The 22307-nt window shown below is 43.7% G+C and carries 15 protein-coding genes and 2 tRNA genes; 11 read left to right on the top strand and 6 right to left on the bottom strand.

Annotated elements, in window-relative coordinates; all coding sequences use genetic code 11:
* Nucleotide 1 precedes the first annotated feature (1 nt).
* Both F0364_RS13360 and F0364_RS13355 read right to left on the bottom strand, forming a co-directional pair.
* Complete coding sequence (locus F0364_RS13360) at nt 2-361, bottom strand: PadR family transcriptional regulator (RefSeq protein ID WP_153798283.1); 360 nt, start codon at nt 359-361, stop codon at nt 2-4.
* Nucleotides 362-1001: 640 nt separating this feature from the next.
* On the bottom strand, nt 1002-2342 hold the full coding sequence (locus F0364_RS13355; protein ID WP_153798282.1) for an alpha-L-fucosidase: 1341 nt from the start codon (nt 2340-2342) through the stop codon (nt 1002-1004).
* A gap of 424 nt (nt 2343-2766) precedes the next feature.
* Between F0364_RS13355 and F0364_RS13345 the strand changes: the two genes are divergently transcribed.
* The 4 genes from F0364_RS13345 to F0364_RS13330 all read left to right on the top strand — a co-directional run bounded on the left by F0364_RS13345 (nt 2767) and on the right by F0364_RS13330 (nt 7063).
* Nucleotides 2767-3696, top strand: a complete 930-nt coding sequence (locus F0364_RS13345) for a DUF3078 domain-containing protein (RefSeq protein WP_153798280.1) — start codon at nt 2767-2769, stop codon at nt 3694-3696.
* Between the two features lie 103 nt (nt 3697-3799).
* Entirely contained in the window at nt 3800-5146 is a 1347-nt protein-coding gene (locus F0364_RS13340) for an alpha-L-fucosidase (RefSeq protein WP_153798279.1), read from the top strand.
* A gap of 265 nt (nt 5147-5411) precedes the next feature.
* Nucleotides 5412-6218 carry an MOSC domain-containing protein gene (locus F0364_RS13335; RefSeq protein WP_153798278.1) on the top strand — a complete coding sequence of 269 codons (807 nt, stop codon included), beginning with the start codon at nt 5412-5414 and terminating at the stop codon, nt 6216-6218.
* 293 nt (nt 6219-6511) lie between these two features.
* Nucleotides 6512-7063: a cupin domain-containing protein gene (locus tag F0364_RS13330; RefSeq protein ID WP_153798277.1), complete on the top strand. Its 552-nt coding sequence runs from the start codon at nt 6512-6514 to the stop codon at nt 7061-7063.
* Between the two features lie 61 nt (nt 7064-7124).
* Here the strand turns inward: F0364_RS13330 and F0364_RS13325 are convergent, their stop codons facing one another.
* Nucleotides 7125-7754, bottom strand: coding sequence for a 3-keto-disaccharide hydrolase (locus F0364_RS13325; protein WP_153798276.1), 630 nt, complete (start codon nt 7752-7754; stop codon nt 7125-7127).
* Between the two features lie 257 nt (nt 7755-8011).
* Here F0364_RS13325 and F0364_RS13320 point away from each other — a divergent pair, with 257 nt between their 5' ends.
* A complete protein-coding gene (locus F0364_RS13320; protein WP_153798275.1) occupies nt 8012-8386 on the top strand; it encodes a response regulator in 375 nt (124 codons plus the stop codon).
* Between the two features lie 183 nt (nt 8387-8569).
* Here the strand turns inward: F0364_RS13320 and F0364_RS13315 are convergent.
* Together F0364_RS13315 and F0364_RS13310 are read right to left on the bottom strand one after the other, a co-directional pair.
* Nucleotides 8570-8658, bottom strand: a tRNA-Ser gene (locus F0364_RS13315).
* Between the two features lie 121 nt (nt 8659-8779).
* Nucleotides 8780-8854, bottom strand: a tRNA-Arg gene (locus F0364_RS13310).
* Nucleotides 8855-8952: 98 nt separating this feature from the next.
* On the opposite strand from F0364_RS13310, the gene F0364_RS13305 reads away from it, so the two are divergent.
* Together F0364_RS13305 and F0364_RS13300 are read left to right on the top strand one after the other, a co-directional pair.
* Nucleotides 8953-9402: a VOC family protein gene (locus F0364_RS13305; RefSeq protein WP_153798274.1), complete on the top strand. Its 450-nt coding sequence runs from the start codon at nt 8953-8955 to the stop codon at nt 9400-9402.
* Nucleotides 9403-9921: 519 nt separating this feature from the next.
* The gene (locus F0364_RS13300) at nt 9922-10578 is read left to right on the top strand and encodes a tetratricopeptide repeat protein (protein ID WP_153798273.1); all 657 of its coding nucleotides are present in this window, start codon (nt 9922-9924) and stop codon (nt 10576-10578) included.
* 41 nt (nt 10579-10619) lie between these two features.
* On the opposite strand, the gene F0364_RS13295 is transcribed toward F0364_RS13300, so the two are convergent.
* A complete protein-coding gene (locus F0364_RS13295) occupies nt 10620-12287 on the bottom strand; it encodes a phosphoethanolamine transferase (protein WP_207632661.1) in 1668 nt (555 codons plus the stop codon).
* Nucleotides 12288-12497: 210 nt separating this feature from the next.
* Between F0364_RS13295 and F0364_RS13290 the strand changes: the two genes are divergently transcribed.
* The 4 genes from F0364_RS13290 to F0364_RS13275 all read left to right on the top strand — a co-directional run bounded on the left by F0364_RS13290 (nt 12498) and on the right by F0364_RS13275 (nt 22256).
* Nucleotides 12498-13616: a FecR family protein gene (locus F0364_RS13290; RefSeq protein WP_153798271.1), complete on the top strand. Its 1119-nt coding sequence runs from the start codon at nt 12498-12500 to the stop codon at nt 13614-13616.
* A gap of 306 nt (nt 13617-13922) precedes the next feature.
* Nucleotides 13923-17255, top strand: coding sequence for a TonB-dependent receptor (locus F0364_RS13285; RefSeq protein ID WP_207632660.1), 3333 nt, complete (start codon nt 13923-13925; stop codon nt 17253-17255).
* A 19-nt stretch (nt 17256-17274) separates the two neighbouring features.
* A complete protein-coding gene (locus F0364_RS13280) occupies nt 17275-18783 on the top strand; it encodes a RagB/SusD family nutrient uptake outer membrane protein (protein ID WP_153798270.1) in 1509 nt (502 codons plus the stop codon).
* 185 nt (nt 18784-18968) lie between these two features.
* The gene (locus F0364_RS13275) at nt 18969-22256 is read left to right on the top strand and encodes a VCBS repeat-containing protein (RefSeq protein ID WP_153798269.1); all 3288 of its coding nucleotides are present in this window, start codon (nt 18969-18971) and stop codon (nt 22254-22256) included.
* Nucleotides 22257-22307: the final 51 nt, after the last annotated feature.

The raw sequence follows: 22307 nt of genomic DNA, 5'->3' as shown, positions 1-22307 counted from the left end.
TTTATTGGTTGTCGCTGGGAATTTCTTGTTGGTGATTGCTTTTTGTAATGGCTTCCACGGCATCTGCCAGTTCTTTCCAGGTTACTTCAAGTTCATGGTAAAACTCAAGGCCCTTGTCAGTCATTACAAAATATTTGCGCGGGGGGCCGCTGTTGCTTTCCACCCAGCGATAGGTGAGCAAGCCGGCGTTTTTAAGGCGGGTTAGTAAAGGATAAAGGGTACCTTCCAGTATATGAAGGTTGGCTGCTTTCATGCTCTCAACAATATCACTGGGGTAAGCTTCCCCCTTGCGTATTATTGACAGTATGCAAAACTCCAATACCCCTTTCCGCATCTGGCTTTGTGTGTTTTGAATATCCATACATGGAGTTTTTTAAAGTCCTCCCACCCCCTTGCGGGGTTGAAAGTTTTAATGAATTTGTTGACCGTCTGTAGAATCATTGTTGAGCTTTCGTTGAGCAATCTTGCGTGGCAAAGCAGCAAGATTGGAACACTTGTACGTTCTGTTCTCTATTCACCACTTTCCGCTCCGCAAGCAACTTTTTGTTTCAGCCCTCAGCTCACCGTATTCTCTTTGACCACACAAAGATGGGGGATTTATAAGTACTATGCAACACATAGTACCAAGTTTTTTTTAGTAATTGGCGCAGGAAGGTATTCTTGATATAATAAATCAGTTGATTATTAATCAGTTATGTAAATACATATTTTTCTACATTTTACAAACGGTAAAAATTGGCTGGTGAATGGTTATTAGAAGTCTAGCTGTTAAAACATTGTTTTTTCCATTGTTTTCAATTTTAGCTACCCCCGTCAAAAAATAGTCATCGAACCAAACGATAAAGTGATGGCCAGCCATCCTTGTTATTTTATCGCTGGCGAATCTTGCCAGTCGTTTTCAACGTAAGAAAAGTTGCCATGGGAAGCCAAAACCGGTATCAAAAAAATACCCACCTGCTTTCGGCAGGTGGGCAATACATAAAATTATAGTAATGGCTTTGCTAATCTACCACCAGCTCCACCACCGGAATATCATAGGCTGGTTTAGCCGGTAAGGTTAAGAGCACATCACCCGCATTGCCGGTTTTTAGCTGTAACTCTGAGTTATCATGTAAAAACTGTGCGTACTTTATTTTACCTGCATATCCGCTTAAGGTAAGTGTGCCCGCAGGATAGTCAAACAGGTGCAGGTACAATCTTTTGGCAGCCGCATTATAAGTAAGCCGGGTGCCCTCAGGCGCTTTAAAACCATCAGGGGCATAGGTACATCCGTAAATAGATTTACTGTTGGCATGCATCCAGTAGCCCAGGCTATCCAGGGCTTTGTTGGCACGGGCATCAAACTCCCCTCGGGCGGTAGGGCCAACATTCAGCAACAGGTTGCCCCCATTGGCAACAGAAGTTATCAGTAAATCCAGCAACTGGCGGTGTGTTTTCCAGGTATTTTCATCGCGGTGGTAACCCCAGGAGCCGGAGAATGTCTGGCAGGTTTCCCAGGTTTTGCCTTTGTATTTTTCCAGTTCTTTGGGAGATACCTGTTCCGGTGTTTCAAAGTCCACGCCGTCTTCATAATCGTTCAGGTCCAGCCTGTTGTCAACTATAATGCCGGGTTGTAATTTTCTTATCTGTTCCAGCAGCTTTACAGAGCCCCAGTCATCCCTGCCCTTTCCGTATTTACCGGGAAAAGAAAAGTCAAGCCACAGAATATCAATTTTGCCATACCTGGTAAGTATTTCAGTCACCTGGTTGTACAGGTATTCCCGGTATTTGGCCATATCCCGTCCTTTGTTTAGGCGCTCATAAGCCGTATCGCTGTCTTTAAGCGGCCGTTGTGGGTGTACACGGTCAATAGTATAATCAGGGTGGTGCCAGTCAATCAGGGAATAATAGAACCCAACCTTAATGCCTTCCGCCCTAAAGGCTTCCACATATTCTTTAATCAGGTCTCTTTTGGCGGGAGAGTTGGTGGCTTTATAGTCGGTGTATTTGCTGTCAAACAGTGTAAAGCCTTCATGGTGCTTGCTGGTTAACACTGCATATTGCATGCCGGCGGCTTTGGCCTTTTTTGCCCAGGCCTTGGGGTCAAATAAGTCTGGGTTAAACAGGTTAAAGTACTTTTCATAATCCTCGTTGGTAATGCGCTCATAGTTTCTTACCCATTCATGCCTTGCGGGCAGTGCATACAGGCCCCAATGGATAAACATGCCGAATCGGTCATGTGTCCACCAGGCCATTCGTTGCTGTTTCTGTTCAGGTGTTTCGTTGCCTAATTTCTTTTGGGCAGGCAATGAAGTAAGGCCTGCAAGACAGAGCAATAGGCTGAGGTATAAATTTTTTGGCATGCGTTGGTATATTTTGTTTGGTTAATGCAATGCGTAGAAAGCGTTTTTCCGGCCTGTTTTAGCCGGGGTGTTTGCGTGGTAATGACAAGTTTTCGTTAGCATTAAATGTTCAATAAATATCTGCTCAACCGGGCTTTTATACTTCCCCATATTTACCTTATAGTAAAGCAATTTTATCATGCGTACACGCCACAACAAAGCTGTTCTACCGATTATTACATAAGCGGTGAGCCAAATATTTGCTGCACACCTAATTTTAATCAGTTTTTTTCTCATAAAAGTGTTGAAAGCACTTTTAGGCCCTGCATTTTTATGCAGGGTTTTTTGCTTTAAGCCGGCGAACAAACCAGTTTTTTTTATGTTTACAAAAAATCCGGCAGCCCTTTTGCAAACTGGTAAATCATTCTATCACCAAACAATTGTTATGAAAAAAGCACTGATCATCCTTTCTCTGCTCATTACCTCTCAACTTATGGCGCAGGATGAAACAATTAAAGGACTGCAAAATGAATCTGGCAAAACCATTAAAAAAGACCCCAACGACACCACGAATAAAGTCTGGAAAAAAGGCGGCATATTTAGTTTAAATGTGGCACAGGGCAGCCTTAGCAACTGGGCAGCGGGCGGCGATAATTTTTCATTATCACTGAATACCTATGTAAACATGTTTGCTTTTTATAAAAAAGGCAAACATTCCTGGGATAACAACCTGGATATTTACCTGGGTTATGTAAACACTACCAGCCTGGGCAGCCGTAAAAACGACGACCGTGTTAACTATACTTCCAAGTATGGCTATGCTTTAAACCCCAAACTAAACCTTAGCGGCCTGCTGGATTTTCGTACACAATTTTTTAAAGGCTATAATTATCCCAACGCAGATACCAAAGTTTTTGTATCTGACCTGCTGGCCCCTGCCTACCTGCTGTTAAGCCCGGGTTTAGACTGGAAGCCGGTTAAAAACCTTTCCATATTTGTATCGCCTATTACCGCAAGATGGGTAATTGTAAAAGATGATATTTTATCGGCGCAGGGCGCCTATGGCGTGGATACAGGTAAAACCAGTAAAATGGAATACGGTGCTTTTGCATCCATTAATTACACAGCTAACCTTAATAAAACAGTTACCTATAAAGGCAGGATGGACCTGTTTAGCAACTACCGTAAAAATCCGCAGAATGTTGACCTTTTCATGACTAACCTTTTCGCGGCAAAATTATCAAGGGTGCTTTCTGCTACATGGAGCCTTGACCTTATTTATGATGATGATGTTAAGCTTTTCGGTAAAAACGATGATTCTCCGGGTATGCAATTAAAATCACTTGTTGGCGTGGGGTTGCTGGTAAAAATGTAGCCAGCACTGTTTTTATTTTATCCTACCTGCTTACTTTTTTACCACTGCTTTTTTGCGGGCCGGGGTTTGTGTACTTTGGCCTTACAGAAAAACATAACCTGTTATGAAAAGATTGCATTTGCTGCTTACCGGGCTTTGCTTTGTTTGTGTAAGCTTTTGCCAGAATGTTAAGCCTGTGGGGCCAACCCCATCCGCAAGACAGCTACAATGGAGCGGGCTTGAATACTATTTTTTCGCTCATTTTGGGCCAAACACCTTTACAGATCTTGAGTGGGGCCATGGCACCGAGCATGAAGAAGTTTTTAACCCTACCAGCCTGGATTGCCGCCAGTGGTGCCGCATTGCCAAAGCTGCCGGGGCCAAAGGCATTATCATTACTGCCAAACACCATGACGGCTTTTGTTTGTGGCCCAGCAAATATTCAACCCACACGGTAGCGCAGAGCACCTGGCGCAATGGAAAAGGCGATGTACTGAAAGAACTGAGCGATGCCTGTAAAGAATACGGGCTTAAAATGGGTATTTATCTTTCTCCGTGGGACCGCAACCACCCCAAATACGGCACAGACGAATACAATGACGTATTTGTAAACATGATGAAAGAAGTAGTTGCCCGGTATGGGCCCTTGTTTGAGTTTTGGTGGGATGGAGCCAATGGCGAGGGGCCTAACGGCAAAAAACAAGTGTATGATTGGCACCGGTTTGAGAAAACCCTGCGTACCATTGCGCCCAACACACCGGTGTTTAGCGATATTGGCCCCGATATACGCTGGGTAGGCAACGAAAAAGGCATTGCCGGCAAAACCAACTGGAACCTGCTGGATACCGCGGGCTTTGCAAGAGGTTTAGGCTCTCCGCCAAACGATACGCTAAACCAGGGCAACGTGTATGGTAAAGTATGGCTGCAGTCAGAGTGCGATGTAAGCATAAGGCCGGGTTGGTTTTACCATGCAAAAGAAGACGACCAGGTAAAAACACCTGAAGAGTTGTTTGACCTGTACCTTAAATCTGTTGGCCGCGGTTCTGCTTTGCTGCTAAATATTCCGCCGGACAGAAGGGGCTTATTCAACGAGCATGACAGTGCCGCGTTGGTTGGCTTTAAAAAACTGCGGGACGAAAACTTTAAAACGCCGCTGCTGGCTAAAAAGAATGTGCCTGTAACCAATAACAAGACAACCTTAAAACTGCCCACCACTTCGGCTGTTAACTGTATTGTTCTGCAGGAGCCTGTGCAGTACGGCCAACGCGTTATTTCTTTTACCATACTGCTAAAGAAAAACGGCGAAACGGTAAGAGAAGTAGAAGCTACAACCATTGGCCGCAAACGCATCCTTACTTTCCCATCCACGGTGGCGGATGCGGTTGACATTGTTATAAAAGAAACCAAAGCAAAAGCATTAATCAGCCATGTGGCTTTGTATGCTATTGCGGAAAACCTGGTTGAAAAATAATGACCCTGGAAGCTTATGTGTTAAAAACCTTTCAGATGAAAGGTTGTTTTTGTGCAACTTGTCAATATTCCGCAATGTTCAGGGATGCATTCCAAGTTTTCGCTTAGATAAAAGCCAAATAGAATTGTTGCAGATGAACGTAATGCGACGCAACAGGCGATGCCACACGGATATGCCGTCCGTAAGCAAAATTTCTTTATGGCTTTAGCCATAACGCCACGGCTATTTATTAGCCGCTTAAATTGCAGGATAAAATAACAATAGCATGCTAACTGTAAGCGGTTTGTACATATACCCGGTAAAAAGTCTGGGTGGTTTTGAAGTTGACCGCGGCCAGGTTACCGCTACCGGGCTTGAGCATGACCGCCGGTGGATGCTAGTTGATGCCAACAACCAGTTTATAAGCCAGCGGGAAATTGCCGCCATGGCTTTGCTGCAGGTATCGCTGCTGCAGAGCGGTTTGCTGGTTACCCATAAACAAAACCAATCAACAGTAGCAGTACCTTTTGAGCCGCAGGGCGGCCCGCCCGTTACAGTGCAGGTATGGGGCGATAGCTGCAAAGCCCTGCCGGTTAGTGCAGAGGCGGATGAATGGTTTTCTGACATGCTTTCCACGCGGTGCAGGCTGGTGTATATGCCCGATAACAGCAAGCGGCGTGTTGATACAAGGTACGCGTTTAACAAAGAAATTACCAGCTTTTCAGATGGTTTTCCTTTTCTGCTGCTTGGCCAGGCTTCGCTGGATGACCTGAACAGCCGCCTTGCCGAACCGTTGCCCTTCAGCCGCTTCCGGCCCAACATTGTGTTTACCGGTGGGCAACCTTACCAGGAAGATGTAATGGAGCATTTTACCATTAACGGCATCAGCTTCTTTGGCGTAAAACTTTGTGCCCGCTGCGTTATAACGACCATTAACCAGCAAACCGCTGCCAAAGCCAAAGAACCTTTAAAAACACTGTCTGGTTACCGTATGCGCAACAACCGTATTTACTTTGGCCAAAACCTGCTGCACAGCGGCGAAGGGTTTATTGCCACGGGCGATGCTGTTAGCATTGTGAAATTAAAATCTTGAAGCGATTTTCACGGGGTGCCCCCAAGCTATCGCAAGGGGTCGGGCTTTTCGCTCATACTCCGGCACAAAAGCTATGCTGCGATGGCCTCACCGGGGTATCCGCTTCAATCCCTCACCCGAAAGTGCAACAGGCTGTTACTTCTGCATACGGGCACAGGGCCTGGGCCTTTATGTAACAGTTCATCCTGCTTAGTCAATGCAGTATATTGCCCGCTTTCCTCAATTCATACAGGCGCCGTTTTACGGCCAGCCAATAGCGTAATAATTTTGTTTTTTCAACAGCATATATACCAATGGCATACAAAGGAAAAATAATCCGTAACCCCAAAACGGGGCAAACAATAGAATTTGTAACAACGGCAGAAGACAGTGATGGGGCTTTTTTGGAAATGGTTACTTCTTATGCCCCACACTCCAAAGAACCCGTGGCCCACTATCACCCTTTGCAGCATGAATATTTTACCGTACTGGAAGGCGCCCTTACCATTAAAAAGAACGGAAAAATAATAACCCTTACCAGGGGCATGAGCATAGAGATACCCAAAAACACCACGCACAGTATGTGGAACAATGGCTCTGCTAAAACAGTGCTAAAATGGAAAGTGGCGCCGGCACTTTCAACAGAATTCTTTTTTGAAACCACTATGGGCCTGGTCAGTGATAACAAAACTAAGGCTGATGGCAACCCCTGCCTGTTACAGGTAGCGTTGCTGGCAAAAAAGTACAGCAAAGAATTCAGGTTGTTTAAGCCTTCGTACGCTATCCAGCGCATAGTGTTTGCCCTGCTTACACCTTTTGCATTACTGGCAGGTAAAAGGGCGGTTTATAAAAAGTACATCAACTAAAGCACAGCAAAAAGCCCTGCCAACAGGTGGTTGCAGGGCTTATTACATATAGCTTGCAGTGTTAGTCTGCTAATGGCTTAACCATAATATTTTTAAAATACACTTTGCTTTTGGGGTCGTGGCCCTGCAGGGCAAAAGTGCCGCTGGATATAACGCGGCCCGCATCCTGGCGCTGCACATTATCCGGCTCCGTATAATCAACAACGGTTTTGTCGTTTATTTTAATAATTACCCTTTTACCTTCCACTTTAATGTACTCTGTGTACCATTCATTGTCTTTTACGTAAACCTCTTTTACATCATCAATGCCATAAAGGCTGCCTGTTCTGCGCCAGTCTGTATGAGAATTGTTCACCTGAACTTCATATCCTTTTTTGGGCCAGCTACCTTCCTGGTAAACGGTATGAAAGTAAATGCCACCATTAGAGCCCGGCGTTGTCATAACATCTGCCTTAAACTCAAAGTTTTTAAAATTGTGCTGCTGTACATCGCCTTCATAAAACAGGTGGGCTACCGGGCCGTGGGCAACTATGGCGCCATCTTCTATTGAAAAAGTAGATGCGTTTTCACCCACTTTCCAATTGTTCAGGCTTTTACCGTCAAACAGCGAAATCCAGTCACTTTGAAGCGGCTGCCTGAATGCGGTTGCCACCAGCATAACGGCCATACAGCCACAGATAATTCTTTTCATAGATGTTAGTGTTTTAGATATGGTGAAGCTAATGTTTTAGTTAATGCAGGCTATAAGGCTACCGGTTTTTTTCGGTAAGAAAGTCGGTGCTTTGTGTATTTTGTACAAAGTAAAAAGGTTAAAAAAACTAAACAACTGTTTTTGTTTTAATATGTCTTTAATGAAATAAGGGTTTAATTAATACCCCCTTAAGCCCCTTAGAAAAATTCTGTTTTAATATTACAGCAATTTTTCCATCATCCTTAATTCTGATAATTATGGCTAAGCTTTTACTTGTTGACGATGACAGCAGCCTGCTTACAGCTTTAACCCAATTGCTTAAGAAAAACAACTTCGAGATACAAACGCTCAATAACCCCAACAATATATTTGATACTATCAGCAGCTATCATCCAGACCTTATCATACTGGATGTAATGATGGCCGGCGAAGATGGCCGGGATGTCTGTTTACAGTTAAAAGAAAACCCCGTAACAGCCGGTATAAAAATAATTCTCTACTCGGCCCATCACGATACGGAACATGATTTTAAACAGTATGGCGCTGATGATTTTATATCGAAACCCTTTTTAAGCAAAGACCTTATAGAGCTGATAAACCTGCACCTGCAGGGCAGCGGGGCCGAAGTGTAAGTTAGATTTTAACAGCCAGGTACGATAAAACCCTGGTTACTTTATATAAGCACATAACCCACCGGAAGCCGGCAATTTATTGCCGGTTTTTTTATTGGAGAAACAAGGGATGCGTGGTAAGGAGGGTTGGGTATACGCAACAAAAAACCCGCAAACATTTCTGTTGCGGGCTTTAAACTACTGCGGTGAGGGCGGGATTCGAACCCGCGGTACAGTTTAACCCGTACGGCAGTTTAGCAAACTACTGATTTCAGCCACTCATCCACCTCACCGGCTAAAATCCCTGTAAAAGGGCTGCAAATATAAAGGCAAAAAGTAAATAGCAAAAAACAAATTCTGGATAGTAAATCGCTTGCGCATGAAAATAAAAAACCGGGAGTACTATTCCCGGTTTGGTAGCCCCGACAAGAATCGAACTTGTATCTAAAGTTTAGGAAACTTCTATTCTATCCATTGAACTACAGGGCCATTGCCGTTATGCAGGGCGCAAAAATAATAGTTTCTGCCGAGGATAAAAACAATTAACTGCTTATTTACCTACATTCATGCCCTAATATTGTTGCTACATGACACTGCGAATTGCCCTTTTTACCGCTTTTTTTTCGGCTTGTTCTCTTTATGGCCAGGCACAGGCCAAAGCCCGTATTAACCACGTAGCCATTTATGTGGTTGATTTACAGAAATCCGGCAATTTTTACATGAACATACTGGGGCTGGATACCATTCCCGAACCCTTTCATGATAACAAGCATATCTGGTTGCGCATCGGGCCCGGTGCGTCCATGCACATTATACAGGGCGCCGATGTTCCTAAAGAGTATTACAAAAATAACCACACCTGCTTCAGCGTAGAATCTGTAACGGATTTTATTGAGACCCTGAAGAAACACTCCATCCCTTTCGAGGATGTAAGCGGCAACCAGATGGTGTACAGCAAACGTATTGACGGCGTTAAGCAAATATGGCTGCGGGACCCCGATGGTTACTGGCTGGAAATTAACGACGCCAAAGACTAACAGCTTTACCAGTACAATTTTTTGGATACCAGCTACGGTATTTCATGGTATCGCCTGTTGCGTCGCAATCCTTTCATCGTTTGGTTCATTGGGCGGCTTTTCAAACCCGGGTAGCGCTGGTGCGTGGAGACACGCACCAGGAAAACGAGAGACACGCACCGGGTATTGGAGCGGTTTCTGCCGCCTCCGGCGCCAGAAACGTTGCCGGCAACGTGTTAGAACGCTATTGAAGCATAGATTGTAATATTCGGCAAATAGAACTTTGAACAGAAAAACATCGAACAGTCAGCGCCTTTTGCACGTTGCCGCATAGCGAACAAGGCGTACAAGAGTGCGACGCAACGATGCTTCATAGTAATCCCTCCTGCCGGGCCCAAAAAACCTTTCGCTGCCTTTTTGTTTTGCAAAAACAAAAACTCTCCAGTTTATGTTATCTGCGCTATGTTGAATACTATAAGAAAGCGTGTTAACCAAAACACCCTTAAACTTCCCTATTTTTGCCGCTCTTAAAACGTGGGTATGAAGTTTTACAACCTTGTTATCAAGTATCGTTTCTGGTTAAGTATTGTTGCGTTGGTGGCGGCTATTCTATTGAATGTTACCGGTACCGCCGGTTTCTGGCCGGCATTTCCGCTGTACTTTTTGGGCGTGATAGGCCTTTTCAGCCATTTTTTTATTGGCCCGCTGCGCCTGATACAGGAACCCATGGAGCAAGGCAATGTGGAGGAAGTAAAAAAAATTCTGGATACCATTTGGTTTCCTAACCTGCTGTACAAACCTATACGCTCTACCTATTTTACCATTAAGGGTAACCTGGCCATGATGGAACAGGATTTTGAGACGGCGGAAAAGCATTTAAAGAAAAGCTCTGAACTTGGCTCGCCCATGCCGGAGGCCGAAGGCGCCAATAAGCTGCAACTGGGCATGATGAGCCTGCAGAAAGGTGATTTTAAGCAGGGCGAAAGTTATATACGTGCAGCTATCCGTGCAGGCATTCCCGATAAAGAAAGCGAAGCTGTTGCGTATTTAAGCATGTGCCAGATATTTATGAATAAACGGGAGTTTCGTGCTGCCAAAGACTTTTTCAGAAAGGCCAAGGCGCTTAACCCCAAAACCAAACAGGTGGTTGACCAGATTAAGGAAATTGAAAAATACATTTCGCGTATTCCCGGGTAAAAACTTAGTTGCAATAAAACAAAGTCGTTACAAAGACCTGCTTACTCCAGCAGGTCTTTGTAGTAATAGGCCTTCCTGTCATCATTATCAAAAAACTTCTGGATGCTGCCGGAAAAAGATGGCGAGGCTATGCTTTTGGTAAGGTCATTTCCTTTAAAATCAATATTGGCAAGGTCAAGCAACGAAAAGAAAGTGTTTTCTGAGCCAATCTTTTTATCCCGGTTTTGAGCAAGCTGGGCTGTTTTGAAGCCATGCACCTGGTTATACAGGGGCGACGTCCATAAAAACAGGGGAACATGCAGGGTGATGGGAGAAGCCTTTAAATGAAAGTCAATTTGCTCTTCACTTGCATCGAACAAGTCATCTCCGTGGTCAGACAGGTACATAACATAAGACAAAGCATTGTGGCGGTTTATAATATCAATAGCACTGTCAATCACATAATCCGCGTATAAAATACTGTTGTCGTAAGAATTACTGATGGCCAGCCTGCTGCTCATATCAGGCGGGTTAATGGAAGTAGTGTAGCCGGAAGGTTGGTAATAATCAAAATCTTCCGGGTAGCGGCGGGCATAATCCCAATGGTTGCCCATGGTGTGCAGTACAATAAAAAGGTCGCGGTTGTCTATATTGATGATGCTGTCCAGCAGGGGCAGCAGCCGTTCGTCGTAGTAATCTTCCAGTTCAAAGTTAGGAGACTGGGTTGGAGAGAAAACAGCAGCATCAGCGGTTTTGGCATGCAGGTTAATGGTGCCGCCCCAGAATATTTCTTTATCAGATTGGTTGCTTAGCCAGGCCGTTCTGAATCCGGCTTCTTTAAAAGCGGTGATGATGCTTTTTTCTTTAAACTGCAGGTCAATATTATCGGGTGTGGCACGGGTAATCATTTGCGGAACCGACATCCAGGTAAGGTTAGAGCCCGAGATAACATCGGGAAAAGAAAGCAGGCCCTCCCTTACCGCCAGCCTGGGAGATGTAACAGAATCATAACCGTTTACCTGCCACCTGTCGTAGCGGGAAGCTTCCCCAATAATAAACAGGTATATCTGCCTGTGTGGAAGGCTGTCTTTTTTGTAAGCGCCAAAAGAAAAGTTGCCGGCGGCAGACAGGTTATTTTTCTTAAGTATGCTGTATGCCTGCGCAATGCCGCTGGCTACGCTGGCCGGGTAATAGCGGTTAAGCAGGTCGTAGTTATTGAATTTGTATAAATGCTTCTCAAAACGCAGCTTCCAGCCAATAACCAGGCAGCTTAAAACAGAAATGCTGATGGCCGCAAACAAAGAAATTCTTTTAAAAGGCAGCGCTTTTACACACAACAGGTACAGCACCACATACACTATGGTTAACGGCAGGTACCATTTAACGTAACCTGCGCCAATTTCCCGAACTTCTGTAAGGTTGGTTTGCAGCGAGAGTACCACCATTTCAAACCCGGGCCACACATCAAAATAATAGATAGAAAAAATAAATAGTGTGGAGGGTATTATGAGTATAAGCAACAGGTACAGGTAAAGCTTAATGTTACGGTAAAACAGGGCAGCCGGCAGCAGCATGAATAAAAAGGAAGTGATTAGCTGGGCGGCATTATAAAAAAAAGGCTGGTGAGACTCTCTTTTATTAAGGGCAAAAAGTCCGGGCAAAACCAGGAGCGTTATACAGCCAGCAATAGCTGCCAGGCTGGTTATGGGGTTTTTCCTGAAAAAGGGCATGTTTGCAAAAAAGTTAGCTTTAAAGCTAACCATAAAACTTAATAGTTCGATAACATGATAATGAGTTAAGAGAACGGGGCGGTGATGGAATTAAAAGAGAAACGAGCTGCCAGGAATGCATTAACATTAAAATTTTTAAAAAATCTTCACAAAGCTTTAGTAGAACTTTCACAAATGCCTGTCCTTAGCCAATAGAACAGCTTGCCGCTAATGGAACCTTCTAACAGTTTATGGGTATTGATGGCCAGGGGTCTTAGCAGGGAAATAACCCCTGACGAGCATGCTGAATTAGTACAACACCTCAGTAAAAATCCACAGTTACAGCAACAATATGATATTATAAGCCGGTTATGGGCGCCGGATACCCAGCCGCATGCGGAAGAAGAAGTAAGCGAGGAAGACCGCCTGCATGTAGCCCGCATTCTTCAGATAGCAAAAAAAAAGCAATCTGAAGAAATGGAAGACGAGCCTGTTTATATATCCCCCAAACAAAGGCGCAGGCGGTTGTTGAAACGCGTATCGGCAGTTAGCCTGGTGCTTGCAGCGGTATGGGCGTTTGTTTTTTACTGGAAAGCAGGTACCCGCCAACCATTGGCTGCCGCAGAAACAGCCCCCCAGAAAATAGCGGTACAAAACGGCAGCCGTACCCGCAGCATATTGCCGGATGGCTCCACCGTTTGGGTTAATGCCGGCTCGTCGGTAACCTTTACAGGCGATTTTTCCGGGCCGCTGCGGGAGGTAAAGCTGGAAGGTGAGGCCTATTTTGATGTAGTTAAAAACCCTGCCAAGCCCTTTATTGTCCACACCGGCGGCATCAGCATAAAAGTGCTGGGCACCGCTTTTAACGTTAAGGCGTACCCTGCCGATAAAACGGTGGAAACAACGCTTATTCACGGCCTTGTACAGGTTACCCGGCAGAACGACCCTGGCCGGGCGCCCATTTTTCTGCACCCCAACGAAAAACTGGTTGTTGAAAAATCAGTGGGCGTTGAGCAAAACCTGCCGGCCCAGGCAACGGCAAAACAGCCTTTGCCCCCTTACCAGGTTACACATTTAGATACCACCCTTAGCGGCACAGACCTTATTGAAACAGCATGGCTGTATAACAGGCTGGCATTCAGGGGAGAAAATTTTGAGGCGCTTGCACAAAAGCTGGAGCGCTGGTACAACATAAAAATTGTTTTTGAAGACAGTAAAGTGCGCCAGTTAAATTTTAATGGCTCTTTTGAAAACGAAACCGTGGAGCAGGCTTTTACGGCGTTAAAAGCGGCTGTGCCCTTCAATTTTAAAATACATGCCCATGAAGTATTTATTAGTTCACCAAAGTAAACTGCACCCTAAATAAAACAGGGTATTATTCTCCGGGGTAAACGGAAGGTTATACCCGCAAGCTAAACGGAGGAATATGTATGGGCCCGGCGGCAGTAATTACTATGAAGCGTCCCTTGCGTCGCACTCTTGTACTGCAGTAGTTCTATTCGCCAGGCATTACGTACGGCCCTGTTCAGCAATTGCGCACTATAACAAACTAAAACAAGCCAGCCTGAAAGGTTGGATTTTATAACCCACAATTTCTATAGTATGAAATGTTTTCAAACGGTTTTTAAAAAATCGTTTTCTTACAAACTGCTTGTTATGAAACTGACGGCCATTTTTCTGCTGCTGTTTACTTTAAACGTATCAGCCAAAGAGCGTGGCCAGAAAAAGATTACGATTAACATGAGCAATGCGGAAATATCCAATATACTTTCCGCTATTGAGAAAAAATCCGGCTACCGGTTTCTCTACAACAACGACTTAACTGCACTCAAACAAAAAACTTCTTTAAGTGTAGCGGATGCCGAAATAAGCCAGGTACTGCAAACGCTGTTTCAAAATACCAGCCTTTCCTACCAGTTTATGGACAATAACCTGATAGTAATAAAAGGAGAAGGCCAGGTGTACGGCTCGCCGGAATCGGTAAAGGCCGTGGTAACGGGAACGGTTACCGGTGAAAATGGCTCCGCAATGGCGGGTGTTTCTGTACAGGTAAAAGGTACTTCCCGCGGAACCACCACCAATAATGAAGGAAAGTTTTCTATCAATGCAGAGAGCGATGATGTGCTGGTTATTTCCTATGTGGGCTTTGAAACACAGGAAATAAGGGTAGGCAGCCAAACGCAGATAAATGTAAGCCTTAAGGATGCCAATGCCACCCTAACAGATGTAGTAGTAATAGGGTATGGTACAGCCAATAAGAGAGATTTGACGGGATCTATTGCAAGGGTTGCCGGTAAAGATATCGCTGATAAACCCAATCCTAACCCTGTGGCTTCTTTACAGGGTAAGGTAGCCGGTGTATCGGTAGTAAATAGCGGAACGCCCGGCGCCCAGCCTGACATACGCATAAGGGGTACCATCAGTATCGGCTCTGTAAGGCCTGTGTATGTAGTGGATGGTATATTAAATGATAATATAGATTTCATCAACCCCAACGATATAGAATCCATTGAGATTCTTAAAGACCCATCCTCGCTGGCCATATTTGGCGTAAGAGGCGCTGCAGGTGCAATAGTAATTACCACTAAAAAAGCAAAAGCAGGGCAAATGCTGGTGAACTTTAACTCAACTTACGGTACCAAGAGGCTGGTTGATAAGATAAAGCTTACTAATGCAGAAGAGTTTAAACTACTCTATAACGAGCAATTGCAAAACCAGGGAGATGTACCATTTGATTTCTCCGACTGGAACGGTAATACAGATTGGATTGAGGCATTATCTCAGAAAGGGGTTTTTAATACAAATAACATCAGTGTAACAGCAAGCTCTGAAAAAAACAGGTTTTACATGAATGCTGGTTATATAAATGACCAGGGCATGGTAAGGCACGAACGCCTGAAGAAGATATTGCTTACATTAAGTGATGAGTATAAAGTTAGCAAGGCTTTTAAAGTTGGTTTTAATGTAAATGGTATCTGGCAGGATATACCTTATTTAACCCCAACAAATTCCTACAGTAATTTGCTAACAGATGCACGCCGTGTATCTCCTGTTGCCTCAACAGCTACTATAAATGGCGTTTATTCTATATTGCCTGGTTTCCAAAGTGCACAAATCACCAATCCTCTGATGCTGCTGGAAAGTACTTATGATAAGAATTTCCAGAAAGAATTCAGGACAGTGGCCAGTGTATTTGCCGAGGTAAACTTTTTAAAGAGCTTTACATTCAGGGCTACAGGCTATGGCGATATTACGAATGGTAACAAAACAAGCTACTCGCCCATCCTCAGGTATTATTTGCCAACATTAAATGATTCAATTACTATAAACCCCAACTATAATTTAACCAGCCTTAATATTGGGGATTACCGCACCTACAAATGGCAGCAGGATAACATCCTTACCTACAGGAAAGATTTTGGCGATCATGGGTTAACACTTACGGGTGGTACTACCATATATTACGAGTCCCAATACACATTAACAGCAACGGGAAAACAAAGCAGCACTGGCGACCCAATCCCTAATGAAAAAAGGATGTGGTATATCAATAATGCACTTGTTGATCAAAGTACTGTAAGGGCGTCATCAACACAATTTGAAAGAACTACGGCATCGTGGCTGGCCCGTATGTTATACAACTACAAAGGCAAATACCTGCTGAACGCTTCATTCAGGAATGACGGTACAAGCGGCTTTAAAAACAATCCGAGGCAAAACTTTTGGGCTGTTGGCGCAGCATGGGAGTTAACTAAGGAAAATTTCATGCAAAGCCAACATTTCTTCGATTTCCTGAAGTTAAAAGCATCAATGGGCGTATTGGGTAACCAGAGTACAACATATAATGATGGTACAAGTAACCCCTATCCTTCTTATGCACCGCTTCAGGCAAGCAGTGCGGTTTTTGGAAACACAATTTACCCAGCTTACGCGGCCTCTTATGTTCCTGATGAAAATCTGCGTTGGGAAACCGTGCATGCAAAAGAGATTGGTGTAGAGTTTACAGCTTTAAAGAACCGTCTGCATGTTGAGGCTGCTTACTATAATAAACTTACAAAAGACCTGTTGGCCATTCAGCCAGGATTGCTTGGTTTCCCGGCCCGGTTAAGCAACATTGGCAGTATTTCAAATAAAGGGTTAGAATTTACTGCTGGATGGACACAGCAGATTTCTAATGATTTCTCTTTTTCTGTTAATACCAATCTTACAACTTTCAAGAATAACGTTGTTTCGTTGTATTCCAATGATCCTGATGGTATCACTGGTGCTAATGAGCAATATCCCAACAGAACTGCAGTTGGCAGGCCTATTGGTTTCTTCTTTGGTTACATAGTTGAAGGTGTTTACCAAAATCAAGCCGAAGTGGACAATTCTCCAACAGTTAACGGTTTTGGCGAATATGGTCCGGGCGATCTTAAGTTTAAAGATATTAGTGGCCCTGATGGCAAGCCTGACGGGATAATTGACAGCAAAGACAGAACGATGATTGGTAACCCTACGCCTGATTTTACTTACGGGGCCTCTGTAACATTAAATTATAAAGGCTTTGATTTAGGCATTGATCTGCAGGGTGTGGCCGGAAACGAAATTTATAGGTACTGGGGAACATCGGAGCTTACATTCGCTCCTTTCAACTATCCACAATGGAAGATGAACCGTTGGCACGGTGAGGGCACATCCAATTGGGTTCCGCAGGTAAACAATAATCACAACATAAATAGCAAAGGCTTATCCACCTTTGGCATAGAAAGCGGTAGTTATGTAAGGATTAGAAATGTACAGCTGGGATACAATTTCGACAGGGCTATGTTGCAAAAGGCTCACATAAAAAGTCTCAGGATTTTTATCAGTGCACAAAACCTGAAAACTTTTAAAAAGAACTATGGTTATACTCCAGATTTTGGTGGTAACGCCACTTCTTTTGGAATTGATAATGGTAATGGGCCTGTTCCAGCTATTTACACCGCTGGTATTAATGTTACGTTTTAAAATTTAAAAGGTTATTATTATGAATAGCATTAAGAAAATGAGTTTTGCCGGTTTTGCATTGGCATTACTGCTGGTTTTTTCAGGATGCAATAAATTCCTGGATAGAAAACCATTAGATGCAACGCTTGACGATATACCGGGCGGCGGCCTGGAAGGCCAGGCATTGGGCCTCTATTCAGGCTTGCGGGGCACCTATAGTAATGGTTTTAATACCATCCCCTGGCTTGCATTTCACAGCTTCAGGGATGATGACTCCCGTAAGGGTAGTAGTAGCGGTGATGGCTCTGATTGGGGATCTATCTTTGATGATTTCAATTACACCAAAAGCCACTGGTCAAATGACCAGTATTGGGCGGATCATTTTGGTTTTCTCGGAGATGTAAACAAAATGATCCAGATTGGCGACTCGCTTCAGCAAAACGATGAAAGATCAGTTATTAATATGGGCGAAGCAAAGTTTTTCCGGGCATATGTATTCTTTGACCTGGTAAGAACTTACGGACAGGTGCCTTTAATTAATTTCCGGTCTTATAGCGCCTCGCAGTCTAACATTCCAAAATCTACTCAAGAGCAGATTTATACGCAAATTGATGCGGATTTAACTGAAGCTGAACAAAAGCTTCCGGATGACTGGGGCAATAAATATCCTGGCCGTCTTACGAAGTATGCAGCTATGACATTACATGCCAAATCATTACTATACAGGCAAAGATGGGCGGATGCTTTAGCGCTTTGTAACGCCGTAATCAACTCGGGTAAGTATGGGTTGGAAACCGATTATTTTTACATTTTCAGTGAAAATGGAGAAAACGGAAATGAATCCATTTTTGAAATTCAGGCTACCTTGGCCGCTGGCGATGGCGGCGTTGGCGCTCTTTGGAATTTTGCAGGCAGCCAGGGAACCAGGGGATCTGGAGAGTGGAATTTAGGTTGGGGCTGGAATGCGCCTACAGAAGAGTTGGTTAACTCTTACGAAACCGGCGATCCCAGGAAAAATGCCACTGTTTTGTTTAGTGGACAGTCTGATGGAATTTACGGCAAAACTTTACCAGCATACAATGCAAACGACTTTCCCCAGCCATACTGGAACAAGAAGATATATACTAACCCGACGATGCGTGAAGCTACGGGGGATCAATCTGGTGGTTGGGTAAACCACAGGATATTGAGATATGCAGATGTGTTATTAATGGCGGCGGAAGCTTCAAACGAATTAGGCGATGTTGCTACAGCCGTTAAATGGATTAACGTTATCAGGGACAGGGCAAGAAAAAGCAATGGCGGTAACAGTAGCGTATTACCGGATGTTACCGCTGGTAGCCAGGCTGATATGAGGGCTATTATTCAGAAAGAGCGTCACGTAGAATTAGCTATGGAAGGCGAACGGTTTTTCGACCTGGTTCGCTGGGGTATTGCAGATTCTGTTTTAAAATCACGTGGATATGTACACAAAAACAGGTACTACCCGTTGCCGCAAGGACAAGTAGACGCATCCAGCGGTGTATTGATTCAAAACCCGGATTATTGATAGTGTTATTAATCAATCAATTTACAAAGGGCTGCCGCAAGCGCAGCCCTTTGTATTGGTTAGATCGTTATCGTTAGCTGGAAACTAATACAGCATCTTCTTTGCAGGATTCAGGAGTTTCAAAAACAATAAAATGGTTCCACTTCGGTATTGCCTAACTTGAAATGGAAAACAATTAATTTACAATGAAATCGTATAGAACGTATCTTATCCTGGTAATCATCGGCTTTTTGTCTTGCAGAAGCGAGGATACGGTTTTTGAAATACTGCCCTCATCCCATACAAACATTCAGTTTGCGAACAAGCTTGAAAAGCACAAGGTTTTCGGCATACTGTATTACCTCTATTACTACAATGGCGGTGGTGTTGCCATTGGAGATATCAATAACGATGGTTTAACCGATATATATTTTTCAGCCAATAGCAATGGCGCTAATAAACTTTATCTAAATAAGGGAGATTTTAAGTTTGAGGATATTACTGAAAAAGCTGGTGTAAAGGGAATTGCAGATTGGTGCAGCGGTGTTACCATGGCAGATGTAAACGGTGATGGATATCTTGACATTTATGTTTGTGCTGTAAGCAACAGCTTTGGTCTTAAGGGAAAAAATCAGTTATACATAAACAATAAAAATGGCACGTTTACAGAAAGTGCAGCAACCTACGGGCTTGATTTTTCAGGTTTCAGTACACAAGCCGCCTTCTTTGATTATGATCATGACGGAGATTTAGACTGTTACCTGCTTAACCAATCTCACGCCCGTAACGAAAATATTCCTGATACAGGCATGCGTCGTAAATATGATCCTAATGCCGGCGACAGACTTTTCAGAAATGATATGAATACGGCTGAGAAAAAGTTTTCGGACGTTTCTTCTTTTGCTGGTCTTTACCAAAGCAGCCTCGGTTATGGTCTTGGCTTATCAATAGCTGACTTTAACAACGATGGATGGGAAGATGTATATGTAGGGAATGATTTTCATGAGAATGATTACTATTACCTCAATAACGGCAATGGTACTTTTACCGAAAGTGGAGCCAAACATTTTAACCATTACAGCAGGTTTAGTATGGGCAATGATGCCGCTGATTATAATAATGACGGACAGTTGGATATTGTTACGGTAGACATGCTTCCTCCTGATGAAAAAACATTGAAGACATACGGAAGTGATGAAAATCCGGACATATACCGTGTAAAGCTGGTAAATAATGGTTACCAGTACCAGTACTCAAAAAACTGTTTACAGCAAAATAATGGTAGCGGAAATAGTTTTAGCGAAACGGCGTTGCTAAGCGGCGTATCTGCCACTGACTGGAGTTGGGCTCCATTGTTTGCTGATTTTGATAATGATGGCAACAAAGATTTATTTATTTCCAGCGGCATCGTAAAGCGGCCTGTTGATTTGGACTATATCCGTTTTGTTTCAAATATCGCGGTTCACCAGGCATTAAATCAAACTGATAAGTTTGATGACCAGGCACTTGAAAAAATGCCCGATGGAAGTTCGCACCCATTCCTGTTTAAAGGCGATGGCAATTTATCTTTCAAAGATGTAAGTGATGCCTGGGGAACAGGTAAAATGAAGGGTTATTATAACGGAGCAGCTTATGCAGACCTTGATAATGATGGCAGATTAGACCTTGTTATCAATTGTATTGATGCCCCTGCCGTTGTATTGAAAAATAATGCTCCCCAAAAAAATTATCTCTCTATCCTTTTTAAGGGCGATGGGCTCAATACAAACAGTATCGGTGCAAAAGCCTATCTGTTTTCCGGCGATAAAATGCAATACCAGCAGCTAATGCTTACAAGGGGGTTTCAATCCTCCTGCGATACACGCCTTCACTTTGGCCTTGATTCTGCGGGTATGCTGGACAGCGTACTTATCGTGTGGCCAAATCAGCGCTGTGAGACTATCAGGAATGTAAAAGCCAATCAATTGTTACAGGTGTCGCAGAAAAATGCAGCCGGCATATTTGTTTACAGTAGTTGGTTTAAGGAACAACTGCCGCTTGTTCTTGACAAAACAGATTCAATCACCTGTAACTGGCGGCACAAAGAAGATGGCTTTGACGACTTTAATGTACAATACCTCATACCCCATGCACAGTCAACACGTGGCCCAAAAATAGCTGTCGCGGACATTAATGGAGACGGGCTGGACGATTTTTATGCCTGCGGCGCAAAAGGCCAGGCCGGCGCCTTAATGGTTCAGCAGCTATCCGGAAACTTTCTTGCTTCAGATACAGCCATTTTCAATCCGGACGCGGGGTGCGAAGATGTGGATGCTCTTTTTTTTGATGCTAACGGGGACAATTACAAAGACTTATATGTTGTAAGTGGTGGTAATGAACTAAAGGGCAACAACCCAGGTTTATTAGACAGGCTGTACTTAAATGATGGTAAAGGACACTTTAAACGCAGTATGGAAGCTTTACCTGCTATGTACGCTAGTAAATCCTGTGTATCTGCTGCTGATGTTGATAAAGATGGCGACAATGATTTGTTTATTGGCACCCTTGCCGACCCTGTGGCTTATGGCTATCCACAAACTTCATTTTTGTTTCTGAATAACGGGCAAGGAAAGTTCAGTTTGGCCGGTCCAGGTAAGATAAATCTCAGGGAAATTGGTATGGTTACTGCTTCAGCCTTTGCGGATATAAACAATGATGGCTGGCAGGATTTAGTAGTAACAGGTGAATGGATGCCCCTGACAATTTTTATTAACAATAAGTCTGCTTTTACAAAACAAGAAATTCCCAATTCAACAGGTCTTTGGCAATCTGTTTTTGTTGACGATGTAAATAAAGATGGAAAGCCAGACATTCTCGCCGGAAACTGGGGGCACAACAATAAATTTTGGAGCGGCAAAAACGGCCCATTGAAAATGTATGTTTCCGATTACAACAAAAATGGGATGGCAGATCAATTAGTGGCATATACAATTGATGGAAAGGAATATCCTTTTTTGGCGAAAGACGAGGTGGAACGCCCCTTGCCTCAATTGAAAAAGCATTATCTCTTATATGCCGAGTATGCTGGTGTGCCAATGAAGGATGTATTTTATGGATGGATAGATACCATTAAGCCCATGATAGCAGAAAGACTCGGCTCTGCTGTTTGTTATGGTGATGGAAAAGGCGGGTTTGCAATCAATGATTTACCAGCGCACCTTCAGCTTGCTCCGGTATTTTCTTTTCAAAAACTGCCTTTAACTGGTAGTGGAGAAGCTTACTTAGCCGGTGGTAATTTTTTCGATGTAATACCATATGAAGGCCGCTATGATGCCCAGCCTCTGGCACTCTTTAAATTTTTAAGCAATAAGGTCACTTATATAAGGCAGCCTGATCTCTTATCTGTTAAAGGCCAGGTGCGGGATATAAAATGGCTGCATAAAGGCAAAGGGAACATTTTACTTGTCGCCCGTAACAATGAGCCGCTTTTGTTTTATGCCCCGGCGAAACAATAGCTCATGCCTCTTTAGTTTGTATTTGGTTAACCGTAAAAACTTATTTAATGA

It is taken from the genome of Foetidibacter luteolus, assembly GCF_009650435.1.
In the GTDB taxonomy this organism is placed as follows: Bacteria; Bacteroidota; Bacteroidia; order Chitinophagales; family Chitinophagaceae; genus Foetidibacter; species Foetidibacter luteolus.
This window is presented reverse-complemented; position numbering and strand designations above follow the sequence as displayed.

Bases quoted from the DNA above. Each gene is read 5' to 3' on its own strand.
- F0364_RS13280 (WP_153798270.1), top strand. From the start codon at position 17,275: ATGAATAGCATTAAGAAAATGAGTTTTGCCGGTTTTGCATTGGCATTA.
- F0364_RS13275 (WP_153798269.1), top strand. From the start codon at position 18,969: ATGAAATCGTATAGAACGTATCTTATCCTGGTAATCATCGGCTTTTTG.
- F0364_RS13330 (WP_153798277.1), top strand. From the start codon at position 6,512: ATGGCATACAAAGGAAAAATAATCCGTAACCCCAAAACGGGGCAAACA.
- F0364_RS13285 (WP_207632660.1), top strand. From the start codon at position 13,923: ATGAAACTGACGGCCATTTTTCTGCTGCTGTTTACTTTAAACGTATCA.
- F0364_RS13340 (WP_153798279.1), top strand. From the start codon at position 3,800: ATGAAAAGATTGCATTTGCTGCTTACCGGGCTTTGCTTTGTTTGTGTA.
- F0364_RS13305 (WP_153798274.1), top strand. From the start codon at position 8,953: ATGACACTGCGAATTGCCCTTTTTACCGCTTTTTTTTCGGCTTGTTCT.
- F0364_RS13290 (WP_153798271.1), top strand. From the start codon at position 12,498: ATGGAACCTTCTAACAGTTTATGGGTATTGATGGCCAGGGGTCTTAGC.
- F0364_RS13345 (WP_153798280.1), top strand. From the start codon at position 2,767: ATGAAAAAAGCACTGATCATCCTTTCTCTGCTCATTACCTCTCAACTT.
- F0364_RS13320 (WP_153798275.1), top strand. From the start codon at position 8,012: ATGGCTAAGCTTTTACTTGTTGACGATGACAGCAGCCTGCTTACAGCT.
- F0364_RS13355 (WP_153798282.1), bottom strand. From the start codon at position 2,342: ATGCCAAAAAATTTATACCTCAGCCTATTGCTCTGTCTTGCAGGCCTT.
- F0364_RS13325 (WP_153798276.1), bottom strand. From the start codon at position 7,754: ATGAAAAGAATTATCTGTGGCTGTATGGCCGTTATGCTGGTGGCAACC.
- F0364_RS13335 (WP_153798278.1), top strand. From the start codon at position 5,412: ATGCTAACTGTAAGCGGTTTGTACATATACCCGGTAAAAAGTCTGGGT.
- F0364_RS13360 (WP_153798283.1), bottom strand. From the start codon at position 361: ATGGATATTCAAAACACACAAAGCCAGATGCGGAAAGGGGTATTGGAG.
- F0364_RS13295 (WP_207632661.1), bottom strand. From the start codon at position 12,287: ATGCCCTTTTTCAGGAAAAACCCCATAACCAGCCTGGCAGCTATTGCT.
- F0364_RS13300 (WP_153798273.1), top strand. From the start codon at position 9,922: ATGAAGTTTTACAACCTTGTTATCAAGTATCGTTTCTGGTTAAGTATT.